The following is a 13,029-nucleotide window of genomic DNA, read 5'->3' as shown; positions in this document are numbered from 1 at the left end:
GCATCAGCTTCAGCGCGAGCGTACGAGCGGGCCGCCTGGTTGTACGCGGCTGGATGTTGGACGCGTGTGCTGTCCTGCTTGGCGTCCTCCCAGTACTCGGTCGCCTTTCGCCGGCGGTCTTCGTCTGCCTCAACGAGATCGAGGTACAGGCCGAGGTCGGCCCAGCCGAGGAGGTTCGTGCCGTTCAAACACTTGGAGAGGTGCGCCTCGGTCTTTCGAAGCTCGCTTGCGAGGTACCCGAGGTCCTTGCCCGCGTCCTTGCGAAGCTGATCAAGCAGGCGACCCAGCTTGGACTTCCTGTACGTCTTGTCGCTCGGCACCCAGTTGCCTCCTCGCACTACGGCACGCGTGATCACCCTAGCCACGTGGCAGGTCAGGACGTATTCACACGATCCGGGTATCGCATTCGGGGTTAATTAACCCCTACTGTAGGCGCTGTCGTCGGGATCCTTGGCCCCTTGCGGGGAGGTGAACCCGGACGGGCGTGTCCGGTTCAGCTAGCGCGCCACGCCCGAGGATCCCGTCGGCCCAGGTCGATCTCAGCGAAGGGTTCCGGTGATGGCGCATCTTGAGGATGTCGTTCCGGTCGTCGTGAACCTGACGCGGGCGCAGACGGCAGTGCTCGCGCGAGCTGCTGTGGTGGTCACTTCGGCGCTGGACTGCAGGGAAGCGAACGCCGCGGAGCAAGGACTTCTGTCGTTCCGTCAGGCGGTTGCGCTCGCCTTCGTCAACGACAGGACATCGAACTCAACCGAGCAGCCGCGGCAGGTTGGGCACTCCCGCCTCCGAGCCAGCTAGCAGCCGAAGGGCGTGCAGCCATGGGCAACCTGGTCTTGTTTTCCGAACTGCGCCGACGACTCGTGGAGCACCTGGACCTTGTGTCACGGATCGCCTCCGACGGCGACGGTGCGTCCGCGCTGTCGATGGCGAGGCAGGAAGTCCCGCGGTTGGTGGCCGCGCTGCGTGTGTTCGTCGACCAACACCAGCCTGACGAGAACGGCTGTTGCAGGAAGTGCCGGAGCGGACCGGTCTGGCGACGGGTGTCGGCACCCTGCCGCGTGTTGCTCGACGTCCATCTTGCCGCCCAGGCGGCGACTGCAACGACGCGCGAACGCACGTGCTGGGAGCCGAAGAGGCACCGGGCATGAGCGTCGGATACGGACCCACGGATCAAGAACAGGCTTGATGGCACATGGCGCTACAACTGGTCGGCGGAAGAGCAAGCCTGGAGGTCCGCGCGTTGAGCCGGACCGTGCTGGGCTGGCGGACGAAGCGCGGTTGGTCTCTCACGGAGTTGGGCGATCGAGTCGGGTTCTCGACCGCGAAGCTGTCGCACCTCTGCCGGGCTGCTCAGCGCATTTCCCCGAGTGAAGTCGTGACGATCGGCGCCGTCTGCGGCGCGTCAGACGACGAGATCGAACTCTGTGTCCGGGTGGCGCAACGGGCCATGGATCCTCAGATGTGGGATCGGATCAACGGCGATGCATGGACACGGCTGACGTGGACACCCTGGGACGTCATCGCCGAGGCCAGCGAACTGACGATCGTGGCGACCGATGCGCTACCTGAGCTTGTGCGCATCAGCGCGTACCACGATGCCCTTGTCGAGTCCGGCGCGGCGGTGAGCAACCTCGATCCTGATCTGCAACAAGGCTCCCTGCAACGCTTGGGAATGGGCGCAAAAGAAGTTGCACAGCCAGGAAGTCCGCGGAGGTTGAGCGTCCGGCTGATCGTGACGGAGTCGGTGCTCAACAGCGGTACAGGCGGTTCGCGAGTGATGGCCGACCAGCTGGAGCACCTGGACGAGCTGAGCGAGCTACCTGGGTTCGAGCTCCGAATCGTGGACGGTGACGCAGGGCCTTACCTCGGCATGGGTACGCCGTTCACAGTGATGCGGTTCGCTGAGAAGCGCTTTGACGATGTCGTCCTTCTTCGAACTCTGCACGGCGGCGATACCTGGCTTGAGTCCGCCGCAGACCGCGCGCCCTACGAACGCGCCCTCGTTGCACTCAGCGATGTCGTCCGGACTGAGGAGTTGTCGTCGCTCTGGCTAAACGAGACCTCGCTACGACTTCGAGATCCGTCACAAGTTCCAACATGGCACTTGCAGCTGGTTACCGATCAGGCGAGGAGCTAGGCATGCCGAAGAGGTTCTCCACCGCGCGTGGTCGCGAGTTTGGCGCCGGCATCCGAGCAGCCATCGCGGGCGCTGGCCTGACCTCGCGCGCAGCTGCGGAGATCGTGGACTGGGACGAGGCCAAGGTCTCGGACGTGGTGAACGGCAAGGGCGGCGCCACTCTGGTCGAGATCGCTGTACTGCTGGGTGCTTGTCGCGTCAACGCCGACGAACTCGCTCACCTGTTCGCGCTGTACCCCGAGGCGGGCGTCTTGGGTTGGTGGCAGCAGCACGGAGTGGGCTCACCTATCCGGCTTCGTACGGCCGTTGAACACCTCAAGGTGGCGAAGTCACTGACCTGCTGGCACACGCACATGGTGCCGCTGTTTCTGCAGACCACCGACTACATGCGCGAGGCACTACTTGCCTCCGCTACGTCACCAGCGGATGAGCTGGAGGAGCGGATGCAGGCCCGGCTCGCGATGCAGAAGCTGATCCGGCACGGCACGAAATGCATCTTCTTCATCCACGAGCTGGCCATGCAGCTCAGGATCGGTGGTGTCGAGGTGCAGATCGGGCAGCTGTTGCACCTCATGTTCATGGCGAACCACCCGAACATCCGGATCCGGATTCTGCCGGTCGACCGTGGCGCGCACGCGGGGCTGGCCGGGCCGTTCACGCTGCTGACCTTCGCGAAGTACGAACCCCTGGTGTGGGTTGAGACCGAGAACTCCAGCCTCTTCGCTGAGGCGAAAGACTCGGTCGAAGGTTACGAGACCGTCGTTCGTGCACTTGAGAAGGAGAGCCTGGACGAGGCCGGGTCCAAGGATTTGCTTCTCCGCCTGTGCGACGACTTGCGCACGGCCGACTGATGTCGAACCGATAACTATGGAAGTCCCACTGTCCAATCAGGCCTCGAAATCCGGAGTTAAGGGGTGCACGAGCGACTACGGCTCGGCAGCTCCGGAGGGAGACAGCCATGGACAGCAGCGCGGACGGGTCAGCGCATGGCCCTGCGCATGGGGAAGCGGATGCCCGGCGTTCTGAATCCGCTACCCCATCCGCCAACGCTCGAACTCCTCGATCTGCAGGTCAACGGTGGTACCGCGGAGGCTCGGCCGAAAGCCGACTGAGGGGTGACATCAAAGGAACTCCCCACATTCGTGGGCGCGGCGGCAGCCGGGCCGGGGAGCCCGATGCGTCCCTGTGGTTCCGGCTGGTCGAGCGGGATCGACGGATCCTCGCTCTGCTTCACGAGCACAAAGTCCTCACGACCAACCAGATCGCGGCTATCGAGTTCTCGTCAGTGCGGCGCGCACAGGACCGTCTGCGGCAGCTGCGCGAGCTCGGCGTGGTGTTCGCGTTCCGCGACTCGTACAGCGCTGGCGGCACAAGTCAGACGCGATACGCGCTCGGCTACCGCGGCGCACGACTGATCGCGGCGCAGCGGGCAGCGAAGCCGCCGGCGCCGGGTGCGTACGCGGAACGCTTGGAGCGGTTGGGCTTGTGGCCGAAGCTGGCGCACCAGCTCGGCGTCAATGACTTCTTCTGCGGCCTGGCCGCTCATGCACGCACGCGACCAGATGCCCGGCTCACACAGTGGTGGCCGGAGAAGGTCTGCACGGAGTTCTTCTGGAACAAGACCACCAAACTCAGGCCAGACGCGTACGGCTGCTGGGAAGAGCAAGGGCGGCGGGTGCGGTTCTTCCTGGAACACGACACCGGCACAGAACCGCTGTCCAAGGTCGTGGCCAAGCTCAGCGACTACACCGGGTTTCGCACCGACGCGTTCGGCGTTCTGCTGTTCTCCGTCCACTCTTCGCAACGCGAACGGAACCTCCGCTCGGCGCTGCGCCAGCAACTCGGCTACGAGAACCCTCGCTTCCTCATCGCAACGTCGTCTCGTGATCACGACCATCCCGACGGTCCGGCAGGGCCACTCTGGGCTGCTTGGTCTTCACTCGAACACGTGCGGGAACGGCAGCGGTTGAGTGAGCTACCACAACGCGGCCCAAACATCGCGCTGCACAAGCCACTCAACGGCATTCCGTTCAGTGAGGCGGCATGGGATCCCGAGGATCACGCCATGACTCGCCAGGCCATGGGAGATGAGTGGCGATGGGAATGAACAGCATTCCTCCGCCTCGAAAACCACCCATTGGTGACACAGAATCCTTGCGCGACAACGGTTCTAGACTGAACGAGCGGCAGTACAATCAGATACGAAACCGCACGAAGAACTGGACCTTCTCCGGACACGTGCGTTATGTCAGCGGCGCCGAAGGCGATCGTCTGCGCGGCGAACTGGCCGCCGTGATCAGAGACCTCCTCGACTGGGCTGCCACCCAGCACGCCGAACAGGCCGATGATCAGGAGGCTGCCTGATGAACCAACCGCGGCTTCACGCCGTGCCGTCTGGACCGTCCGGCCTGTCGGACTACGCGGTCTCACCGCTCGGCATGCCGGTGGCGTTGCTGCGCAACGAAGTTCGAGTGGCGTTCCTGGGGCGGACATCCACCGACGACCAACAGGATCCGCGACAGTCCATGTTGCGGCAGCTGGGAAACTGCAAGGCCGCTATCCCGGAGTCGTGGGTGATCGTCGCGCACTTCTACGACGTCGAGTCCGGCCGCATGGAGCTGGACCAACGTGGTCGCGGTGAGAACTACGAGCGCTACGACATCCCTATCGCTCGCGACGGCGGTGTCACGGACCTGCTCGACGAGGCCGCGCAAAAGGGCCGGAGGTTCGATGTCGTGATTTGCGAGAGTGTCTCGCGCGTGGCTCGCCGGACGTTCGAGGGACTCTCGATCGAGCGAGAGCTGGAACGGGCCGAGGTCCCGCTGTTTGCTTCCAACGAGCCGATCACGCTGACCGGCAGCCGGGCACAGCGAATCCTGCAGCGGCGGATCAACCAGTCGGTGGCCGAGTACGAGGTCCTCAACACCCTGGAGCAGTCCTGGGGTGGTCTCTGCACGCACGTGCGAGAGGGCTGGAACATCGGCAAGCCGCCGTACGGCTACAAGGCCAAGACCTATCGCCACCCCAACCCCACCAAGGCCGCCAAGGGTCAGACCAAGACGCGGTTGGAGCCTGACAGCCTCAAGGCCGAAACGGTCACTCAGATCGCGACGTGGCGCTATCACGAGGGCCTCGGCTACGGCACGATCGCCGACCGGCTGAACGCCGATCCGGCCAAGTACCCGCCACCCGAGCCGCCCAGCAAGGCACGTGCGCGGGGTGCTTGGAGCAAGTCCAGCGTCGGCGACCTCCTGCGGAACCCGAAGTACACCGGCTTCCAGGTGTTCAACCGTCGTGCGACGCGCTCGAAGCGAGGCAAGGTCAACTCGCCCGTGCTGTGGGTGTGGTCGAACGAGCCGGTCCACGAGCCGCTGATTCCGAAGTGGATGTTCGACGAGCTGGCCGCGACGAGACAAGCCAAGCGGGGCTCGCGAGACAACGACGAGAAGAACGTCCACCCGATCGCCACGCGCACGTACCTGCTCCGCGGCATGGTGTTCGACGCGTGCGGCCAGCGGATGTACGGCAGCTTCCGCCACGACCGCGTCTACTACATGTGCTCAGCGCGCAGTAACAACCGCGGACGGCCCGACAGGTACTCCGGGCATGCCGAGGTGGTCTACGTCCGTGAAGACGCGCTCATGGAGGCGATCACGGCCTTCTTCGCCGACCGGGTGTTCGGTCCCGAGCGCCGTGAGCTCCTCGAAGCCGATCTTGCGACGGTCGACGACCGCGCGGCCCAAGAACAACAAGCCGAATTGGAGCGCGTCCAACGCACCTTCGACGACATCGAGCGGCGCCAGGCCACGATCCTCCGTCAAGCCCAGGAGGGCGACGACGCGTTCAGCCGCGGACTGCGGCAGACCTACAACGAGCTGGAGGAGCAGAAGCGAGATCTCGTGACGAAGGCCACACCGGCCGACACGCCGGAGCCAAACAAACCAACCGCCGAGGACACAGCGCTCCTGGATGCGCTCCCATGCCTCGTCATGAACCTCAGCGAGGCCCCTGACCTGCTGCTACGACGCTTGTTCAAGATCACCCAGCTGAGCGTCCACCTGAACGAGGACCATGATCAACTTCTGGTTACTCTCCGGCTCCCCTCCGAAGCCCTATCGGAGGTAGCGGACACGGCCGAAAGGATCGTCGAAGCCATGCCTACGCCGAGCAAAACGCCTGTTCAGGCACCAGATCCTTGTGCGGATGCAGATGGTGCCCCCGACGGGATTCGAACCCGTACTGTGATCCTTTTAAGGGACCTGCCTCTACCGATTGGGCTACGGGGGCGACGGGGAGCCTAAGCCTTGATCGTCTGCCTGTGTGAGCGGATGGACTTTTCTCGCCCGCACGGCCCAGCGAATTGGACTAGAGCGAGCATCCGGGTAAGCGTCGAACGGACCCGAACATCAGCGCGCCCTCCCCGCTCCGAGCAGCTCCTTGAAGCGCAGCGCGACCCAGTCGTGCACGGCCGCGGAGACCGAGTTGTCGCCTGCCCTGTGCTCGAACCAGCGCCAGTCGCAGTTGACGTTGATCTCCAGGAACACGTGGTCGGACCCCGTCACGAGGAGGTCGAACGCGGCGACCTGCACGCGCCAGTGCCGTGCCAGCGCGAGCAGGCGGTCGGACAGCGAGGTGGGCACGTACGTCGGCGTCACGCGCACGGCGTCCGGGTCGACCCAGAGCTGGGCGGGGTCGAGCTTGTCGACCTGGAACGCGATGCACCGCTCCCCCACCACGAACACGCGCAGCTCGGTGTCGGACGGCACGTACTCCTGGACGATCACCGGGGCGGGCTCGGGGGCGTCGGAGGCGCGCGAGGTCTCCAGGGGACGCGGGAACAGGCCGTGCTGCACACCTGGACGCGGTTCCAGCAGGTGCCGTCCCGCCGTCTTCACGATGCAGCGGCCGCCGCCGGGGCGCGTACGGCCCGGACGGGTCGTCACGGCCGTGCGCGGCACACGCAGGCCGAAAGCCGAAGCATCGGAAAGCTGCGTGAGGCGGTCCAGATGCGTCGAGAAGCGTGCGGGGTTCACGTGTGCCCAGTCGGAGCGGGAAGACAGCCAGTTGGCCACTGAGGCCCACTGGTCGACCGCGTAGGCGCCGGCCAGGGTGCCCGGCTCGACCGGGACGGCGGAGAGCTCGAAGTGGCGGCGCCACACCAGAAGCGGGCGCAGCAGCCAGCGGTCGAGCTCGATCAGGGGCTGGTCGGTGTAGACGGACAGCGGCAGGTCGACGCAGCGGTCGGCGTCGATGCGGGCCATGCGGATGCCGCGCTCGGCCAGTGCGATGGAGAGCTCGTTCATCTCCATGTCGGCGGCGCGCGCCAGTACGAGCACACAGGGTTGCGGGTTGCCGTCGCCCTCGTCGACCATGCCGAGGCGGTGCACCTGTTCCTGGAAGTCCAGGCATTTGGGCGGAGAGCGGAAGAGGTAGTCCTGACCCTGCAGCAGCAACGGCCTGGCAGCCTCGGACGGGGCACCCGGCACCCGCCCGTCAGCTGACCTGCTCAATCGTCCTTCTTGCTGCGGAAACTCTGCCCCGCCTGCGCGTACTCTGCGGCGTACTGCGCCAACGCGGGGTCCTCGATCTCGCCACGGCGAAGCTGTGCGGCCAGCTCCTCGAGAGACATCGGGATCACCTCTCTCCCCACACAGGCGAATCACGCATTCAGGTGATGCACCTGCCGTAGTCTCTGGTTCACGTAACGCAATGTCAAGGCGGCCGCCGGAGCTTTACTCCGATTGGGCGCTCAAGTTCCGCCTAGAGGCCACAACAGTGCCCCGAACGATATCTCGTCCGGGGCACCAGGTCACTCACCGAGAGTGATGATCAGCTCTGCACCGCGCGATCGAAGTCCGACTTCGGGTCGTTGATCTGACCGAGCGCCACGACCTCGCGGCCGTAGAACAGCGCCTGCGTCCAGTCCATCAGCACGCGCAGCTTGCGGTTCACGGTGGGCATGAACGCCACGTGGTAGCTGCGGTGCATGAACCACGCCGGCAGGCCCTTGAAGCGCAGGCCGAACACGTCCGCGACGCCCTTGTAGAGGCCGAGGCCCGCGACCGAGCCGAGGTACTTGTGGAAGTAGTCCTTCGGCTGCTGGCCGCGCAACGACGCGACGATGTTCTTGGCGAGCAGCTTCGACTGACGGATGGCGTGCTGCGCGTTCGGCACGCACGTCGCCGTCGGGTCCTCCTCGGTGCGCGAGAGGTCCGGCACCGCGGAGCAGTCACCGGCGGCCCACACGCCTTCGAGGCCCTGCACCTGCATGGCGGCGGTGCACCGGACGCGGCCGCGCTCGTCGAGCGGGAGGTCCGTGTTGCGCAGCACCGGGTTCGCCTTCATGCCGGCGGTCCAGATGATGGTGTCGGAGTCGAACTCCGTGCCGTCGTCCAGGACCACGTGGCCGTTCTCCAACGACTTCACGCGGGTGTCGAGGTAGATCTTGATGCCGCGCTTCTCCAGCGCCTCGACGGTCCACGCGCCGAGCTTGGCGGAGACCTCGGGCATGATCCGGCCCATCGCCTCGACCAGGACCCAGTTCATCTCTTCGGGCTTGATGCCCTCGTAGTACCGAAGCGCATACCGCGTCATGTCCTCGAGCTCGGCGAGCGTCTCGATGCCAGCGAAGCCGCCGCCGATGACGACGAAGCTGAGCAGGCGCTTGCGCAGGTCCGCGTCGTTCGTGCTGGCGGCCTGGTCGAGGCGCGACAGCACGTGGTTGCGGACGTAGATCGCCTCACCGATGGTCTTCATGCCGATGCCGACCTCGGCCAGGCCGGGGATCGGGAGCGTGCGGGAGATCGCACCCAGCGCGGAGACGAGCACGTCGTACTCGATCTCCTCGACGTGGCCGTCCGACAGCTCGGCGGTCACGATCTTGCGCGCGTGCTCGATCTTGGTGACGCGGCCCGTGACGACGTGGCAGCGCTTGAGCACCTTGCGCAGGGGGGCGACGACGTGGCGCGGCTCGATGGAGCCGGCCGCCGCCTCAGGCAGGAAGGGCTGGTAGGTCATGTGCGGCTGCGGGTCGATGACGGTGACCGACGCCTCACCGGATCGCAGCTTCTTCTGCAGACCGAGAGCCGTGTACATACCGACGTACCCACCGCCGACAATGACGATTCGCGTGGGTTGCGACTTCACAGCAGCCATACACGTATGGTCGCACCGAGACCCCCTTTTTCGCGCGTCCGGAGGGGCCGTTGTGACTACCGTCGCCGGGTGATGCCGGACACCCTCCCGACTGACCTGGGAGTTGAGCGGAAGTCGAGGGGTTCTCGCTGAGAGGAGCGATTCAGATCCTCAGCGCCACGACCGCGATCACGACCGTCAGAGCCCCCAGTCCGAGCAGCTCCACGAGCCCGATGCCGGGCCCCGATGGGATGAACGAGGCGAACGCGGCAACACCAAAAGAGATCGCCTGGACAATGGCGAACCGGCGGGCCGGAGCTTTCAGCGCGGCGAGCTCGATTTTCGTTTTCACCGGAACGACCGCGGCCAGTGCGGACGTCACGTGAATCAGGTGCAGCGCCGGAATCATGATCCACACGCCGAGCCGCAGCGGGTGCCCGTCGCCGAACGCCATCGCGACCGCCGCGTAGCCGATCAGCAACGCCGGACCCGCACTGCCGGGCATGAGCGCGGACAGCGCCGTGAGCAACCCCACGATGACGAGCGGCGCGACCGCGCCGGAGTCCAGATACAGCACGAAGGCCACGGGCAGCGCCGCGAGCACGATCGCCACTCGCATCAGCATTCGCGCGTCACCGCCACCCCGTGCTCCGCCATGCGCCGCAGCCGCTGCCGGTGCTCCGCGGCGATCAGCTCGGCCGCGACCTCACCCCACGGCGTCTCCTGGTCGGGTTTCAACGGCAACGGCAGCGTGTTGATCGCCAGCACGACGTGACCGTGTTTGCGGGTCTGCACGGCCAGCTCGGCGATCTCGTCGTCGAGGAACGGCGACAGCAGCACGACCACGCACCCGTGCGGCAGCTTCCGCAACGCCACGCGCGACGCCCACCCGGCGGCCTGCACGCACACCACCAGCTGCGTGCGGATGCGCATCAGGTGCCGGCGCCCGACGCCGGACCGCACGTTGAGCTGCGGCCGGCTCAGGTCCATCAACGCCACCCGGTCGCCCTGCCGCAGGTAGCCGGCGGCCATCGATGCGGCCCGGCGCACCGCCCGGTCCAGGCTGCCGTCCGGGCGGGTCGTGGCCCCGTAGTGCGGGGAGGACCAGAGCGCGACGTCCGCGCCGACGTCGGTCCTGGTGTCGACGGCCAGCACGATCTCCGCGTCGGCCTCGGCGTGCCGTTCGCGGACGTGGACCGTGCCGGTGCGGGTCGTGACGCGCCAGTCGATGCGCTTGAGCCGGTCACCCGGCTGGAACGCCCTGATGTCGCGCAGCTCGGTCGAGTCGCCGGCACGCGGCGAGCGGTGGATGCCGACCAGGCCCGCGGGGCGCGGCGGCAGCGGTCCGGACGGGTGGTGCTCGACCGGCGGCAGGATCGTGCGGACGTGCTCGGTGCCGACGATCGGGCCGTAGACGTGCATGCCGTCCGGTCCGGCGAAGAGGTGGTCCAGCCGGAGGTCGATGCCCGGTCCCCACGCGTCGCGCCTGATCCGGACCGGCAGGTCGGGCGAGTGCGCGGGCACGGCCTTGGTCACGCCCGGCAGCTTGACCACCGCGATCTCCGCGTCCGCCCCGTCGAGGTGCGCGACGGTGTGCACGACGCCCGCGCCCGCCCCGCGCGGCACGGGCTGGACCCGGACCGTCGGCGTGCCCTTCGGCTTGCTCGTGAGCAGCACGGAGAGGATGAGCGGAACGCCGAACAGCACCATCTCGACCTGGTGCAGGAACAGCCCGGCCACGACGAGCCCGGTGCCGAGCCAGACGGCGCGCGAGTACGCGTCCGTCGGGTGCCAGTGCGCGCCGTGGGACTGGGCGAACGCCTCCCTGATCTTGTCCGCTCTGCTCATGAGCTGGGCGGGCCCGGAACCTTGCCGAGCAGCTCGGTGACCACCTGCACGCCGTCCACGCCGGACGTCCACGTCTCCGGCTTCATCACGAGCCGGTGCGCGAGGACGGCGACCGCGCACTCCTTGACGTCCTCCGGCGTCACGTAGCCGCGTCCGTCCAAACTGGCCAGGGCGCGGGCGACGAGGACCAGCCCCTGCGCGCCCCGCGGTGACGCACCGACCTCGACGGACGGGTGCTGCCGCGTCGCGACGGCCAGATCGACGCAGTACCGCAGGAGATCGTCGTCCACTGTGGCCCGTTCGAGCTCCCGCTGCAGTTCGGCGAGGCGGCCTTCCGCCAGCACCGGCGGCACCTCGGCGTCCTCCCGCTGCCGGGCGATCCGGCGGCGCAGGACCTCGACCTCCTCGTCCGCGGGCGGGTAGCCGATGTCGAGCCGCACCAGGAACCGGTCGAGCTGCGCCTCCGGCAACGGGTAGGTGCCCTCGTACTCGACGGGGTTCGAGGTCGCGAGCACGTGGAACGGCCTGGGCAACCCGAACGTGCGGCCCTCCACCGTGACCTGCCGCTCCTGCATGGCCTCCAGCAGCGCGGACTGCGTCTTGGGCGGCGTCCGGTTGATCTCGTCGGCGAGCAGCAGCCCGGTGAACACCGGCCCCTGGTGGAACTCGAACTCGCGGCTGCCAGGGTCGTAGAGGAACGACCCGGTGACGTCCGCGGGCAGCAGGTCCGGCGTGCACTGCAGGCGCCGGAACTCGAGGCTGAGCGCCTGCGCGAGCGACCGCGCGATCAGCGTCTTGCCGAGCCCCGGCACGTCCTCCAGCAGCACGTGCCCACCGGCCAGCACGGCCGCGAGCGCGAGCCGCACGGTCCGCGTGCGGCCGACGACGACCTTGCCGATCTCGTCGAGAACGGCCTTGGCCTCCGCTGCGATGGTGTTGGCAGCGATCGTCACTCCACCCTCCTGAGCCTTTCGGCGAGTTCCTTCGGATCGGGCATCTCGGACGCGTCGATCCCCAGTCGTTGCAGCCGGGCGCGGAACCGTTCCCGGTAGCGCCGCGGGCTCTCCGACGCCTCGGCCAGCCGCGACGCGAGCGTGCTGGCGTGCGCGGTGCTGATCGAGCCGGGCGGCGGCGGTGCCGAGCTCCACAGGATGTCCGTGGCGCGCCTGAGCCTGGTGACCAGCACGGCGAACGCGGTCGGCGGCACGGCCAGCGCCACCGCCCAGAACGGCTCGGCGCCGAGCAACCAGATCACCACGCCGATGATCACCCCGACCAGCAGTGCCAGCGCGGTCCTCATGCGAGCTCCCCGACGATGCGGCTCAGTTCCCGTTGCGCCTCTTGGGCCTGCTCGGCCGTCACGTCCTCGTGCCCGAAGCGCGCCCGCTGGTAGAGGTCCTTGAGGAGGGTGGCGTCGACCCCGAGCTTCTCGGTGAACTCGGTGGGCGTCTGGTGCGGCTTGCGCGGCTCGGCTTCCTCCAGCGCGAGCCAGGCGGCGATCACGGCGTCCCGCGGCGGCCGTTGCGGGTGGGCGGTGAACTCCTGCAACGCCTTCTCGACGCGCTGGACCACCGACGTGGTCTCGCCGATCTCGAAGTCCTCGATCTCCACCCCGCGCACACCCCGGCGGCGCCGCCAGCGCGGCAGTTCGAGCGCGATGAGGAGACCGACCAGTCCGAAGAGGACCAGCAACACCAGGAAGAGCAGGAACAGCGAGAACGGCACGCCCACCACGTCCGGCAGCTCCTGCGGCTGCGGCAGGTCCACCGAGCCGGAGCGGTGCTGCGGCGGCGGGCGGTCGTCCAGCCGGTTGACGAGCGTGACCGGCGACGAACCGCTGGCCGCGACGACGACGATCAGCAGCGCCGCCACCGCCACCACGGCCCGCCACCACTTCATGCGGATCAGCC

General features: G+C 67.3%; 16 protein-coding genes, 1 tRNA gene and 1 pseudogene. 7 read left to right on the top strand and 11 right to left on the bottom strand.

What is annotated here, in order from left to right; translation table 11 throughout:
- Positions 1 to 320 (bottom strand): helix-turn-helix domain-containing protein (locus tag ACWEIJ_RS27270; protein ID WP_449840078.1); only part of this gene is annotated, 320 nt, incomplete at its 3' end.
- 238 nt (positions 321 to 558) lie between these two features.
- Here ACWEIJ_RS27270 and ACWEIJ_RS27265 point away from each other — a divergent pair.
- The 7 genes and pseudogenes from ACWEIJ_RS27265 to ACWEIJ_RS27235 form a co-directional block, all read left to right on the top strand.
- Positions 559 to 798, top strand: a complete 240-nt coding sequence (locus tag ACWEIJ_RS27265) for a hypothetical protein (protein ID WP_449840077.1) — start codon at positions 559 to 561, stop codon at positions 796 to 798.
- A 20-nt stretch (positions 799 to 818) separates the two neighbouring features.
- Complete coding sequence (locus ACWEIJ_RS27260) at positions 819 to 1,148, top strand: hypothetical protein (RefSeq protein ID WP_449840076.1); 330 nt, start codon at positions 819 to 821, stop codon at positions 1,146 to 1,148.
- A gap of 44 nt (positions 1,149 to 1,192) precedes the next feature.
- On the top strand, positions 1,193 to 2,137 hold the full coding sequence (locus ACWEIJ_RS27255; RefSeq protein WP_449840075.1) for a Scr1 family TA system antitoxin-like transcriptional regulator: 945 nt from the start codon (positions 1,193 to 1,195) through the stop codon (positions 2,135 to 2,137).
- Between the two features lie 2 nt (positions 2,138 to 2,139).
- Positions 2,140 to 2,988 carry a DUF5753 domain-containing protein gene (locus tag ACWEIJ_RS27250; protein WP_449840074.1) on the top strand — a complete coding sequence of 283 codons (849 nt, stop codon included), beginning with the start codon at positions 2,140 to 2,142 and terminating at the stop codon, positions 2,986 to 2,988.
- A 107-nt stretch (positions 2,989 to 3,095) separates the two neighbouring features.
- A complete protein-coding gene (locus ACWEIJ_RS27245) occupies positions 3,096 to 4,244 on the top strand; it encodes a replication-relaxation family protein (protein ID WP_449840073.1) in 1,149 nt (382 codons plus the stop codon).
- Positions 4,235 to 4,501 carry a hypothetical protein gene (locus tag ACWEIJ_RS27240; protein WP_449840072.1) on the top strand — a complete coding sequence of 89 codons (267 nt, stop codon included), beginning with the start codon at positions 4,235 to 4,237 and terminating at the stop codon, positions 4,499 to 4,501. Before ACWEIJ_RS27245 ends, ACWEIJ_RS27240 begins: the two co-directional genes overlap by 10 nt.
- A pseudogene (locus ACWEIJ_RS27235) lies at positions 4,501 to 5,490 on the top strand (recombinase family protein); the annotation flags it as partial. The gene ACWEIJ_RS27240 and the pseudogene ACWEIJ_RS27235, both read left to right, overlap by 1 nt.
- 207 nt (positions 5,491 to 5,697) lie before the next feature.
- On the opposite strand, the gene ACWEIJ_RS27230 reads toward ACWEIJ_RS27235, so the two are convergent.
- The 10 genes from ACWEIJ_RS27230 to ACWEIJ_RS27185 form a co-directional block, all read right to left on the bottom strand.
- Entirely contained in the window at positions 5,698 to 5,958 is a 261-nt protein-coding gene (locus ACWEIJ_RS27230; protein ID WP_449840071.1) for a hypothetical protein, read from the bottom strand.
- 389 nt (positions 5,959 to 6,347) lie between these two features.
- Positions 6,348 to 6,424 (bottom strand) — tRNA-Leu (locus tag ACWEIJ_RS27225).
- Between the two features lie 119 nt (positions 6,425 to 6,543).
- A complete protein-coding gene (locus tag ACWEIJ_RS27220) occupies positions 6,544 to 7,647 on the bottom strand; it encodes an ATP-grasp domain-containing protein (RefSeq protein ID WP_449840070.1) in 1,104 nt (367 codons plus the stop codon).
- Entirely contained in the window at positions 7,644 to 7,766 is a 123-nt protein-coding gene (locus ACWEIJ_RS27215) for a hypothetical protein (RefSeq protein ID WP_269083663.1), read from the bottom strand. Before ACWEIJ_RS27215 ends, ACWEIJ_RS27220 begins: the two co-directional genes overlap by 4 nt.
- 200 nt (positions 7,767 to 7,966) lie before the next feature.
- Positions 7,967 to 9,292 (bottom strand): NAD(P)/FAD-dependent oxidoreductase, encoded by a 1,326-nt coding sequence (locus ACWEIJ_RS27210; protein WP_449840069.1) that lies wholly within the window; start codon positions 9,290 to 9,292, stop codon positions 7,967 to 7,969.
- A gap of 142 nt (positions 9,293 to 9,434) precedes the next feature.
- Positions 9,435 to 9,896 carry a hypothetical protein gene (locus tag ACWEIJ_RS27205; RefSeq protein ID WP_449840068.1) on the bottom strand — a complete coding sequence of 154 codons (462 nt, stop codon included), beginning with the start codon at positions 9,894 to 9,896 and terminating at the stop codon, positions 9,435 to 9,437.
- Positions 9,890 to 11,119: a DUF58 domain-containing protein gene (locus ACWEIJ_RS27200; protein WP_449840067.1), complete on the bottom strand. Its 1,230-nt coding sequence runs from the start codon at positions 11,117 to 11,119 to the stop codon at positions 9,890 to 9,892. Before ACWEIJ_RS27200 ends, ACWEIJ_RS27205 begins: the two co-directional genes overlap by 7 nt.
- Positions 11,116 to 12,072: an AAA family ATPase gene (locus ACWEIJ_RS27195; RefSeq protein ID WP_449840066.1), complete on the bottom strand. Its 957-nt coding sequence runs from the start codon at positions 12,070 to 12,072 to the stop codon at positions 11,116 to 11,118. Before ACWEIJ_RS27195 ends, ACWEIJ_RS27200 begins: the two co-directional genes overlap by 4 nt.
- The gene (locus ACWEIJ_RS27190; protein ID WP_449840065.1) at positions 12,069 to 12,419 is read right to left on the bottom strand and encodes a hypothetical protein; all 351 of its coding nucleotides are present in this window, start codon (positions 12,417 to 12,419) and stop codon (positions 12,069 to 12,071) included. The genes ACWEIJ_RS27195 and ACWEIJ_RS27190 overlap by 4 nt, the downstream gene beginning before the upstream one ends.
- Positions 12,416 to 13,018: a DUF4129 domain-containing protein gene (locus ACWEIJ_RS27185; RefSeq protein WP_449840064.1), complete on the bottom strand. Its 603-nt coding sequence runs from the start codon at positions 13,016 to 13,018 to the stop codon at positions 12,416 to 12,418. Before ACWEIJ_RS27185 ends, ACWEIJ_RS27190 begins: the two co-directional genes overlap by 4 nt.
- Positions 13,019 to 13,029 lie beyond the last annotated feature (11 nt).

Source organism: Lentzea sp. NPDC004789, from assembly GCF_053601075.1.
Note: the sequence above shows the minus strand (reverse complement) of the source record. Positions and strands in the feature narration are given on the sequence as shown.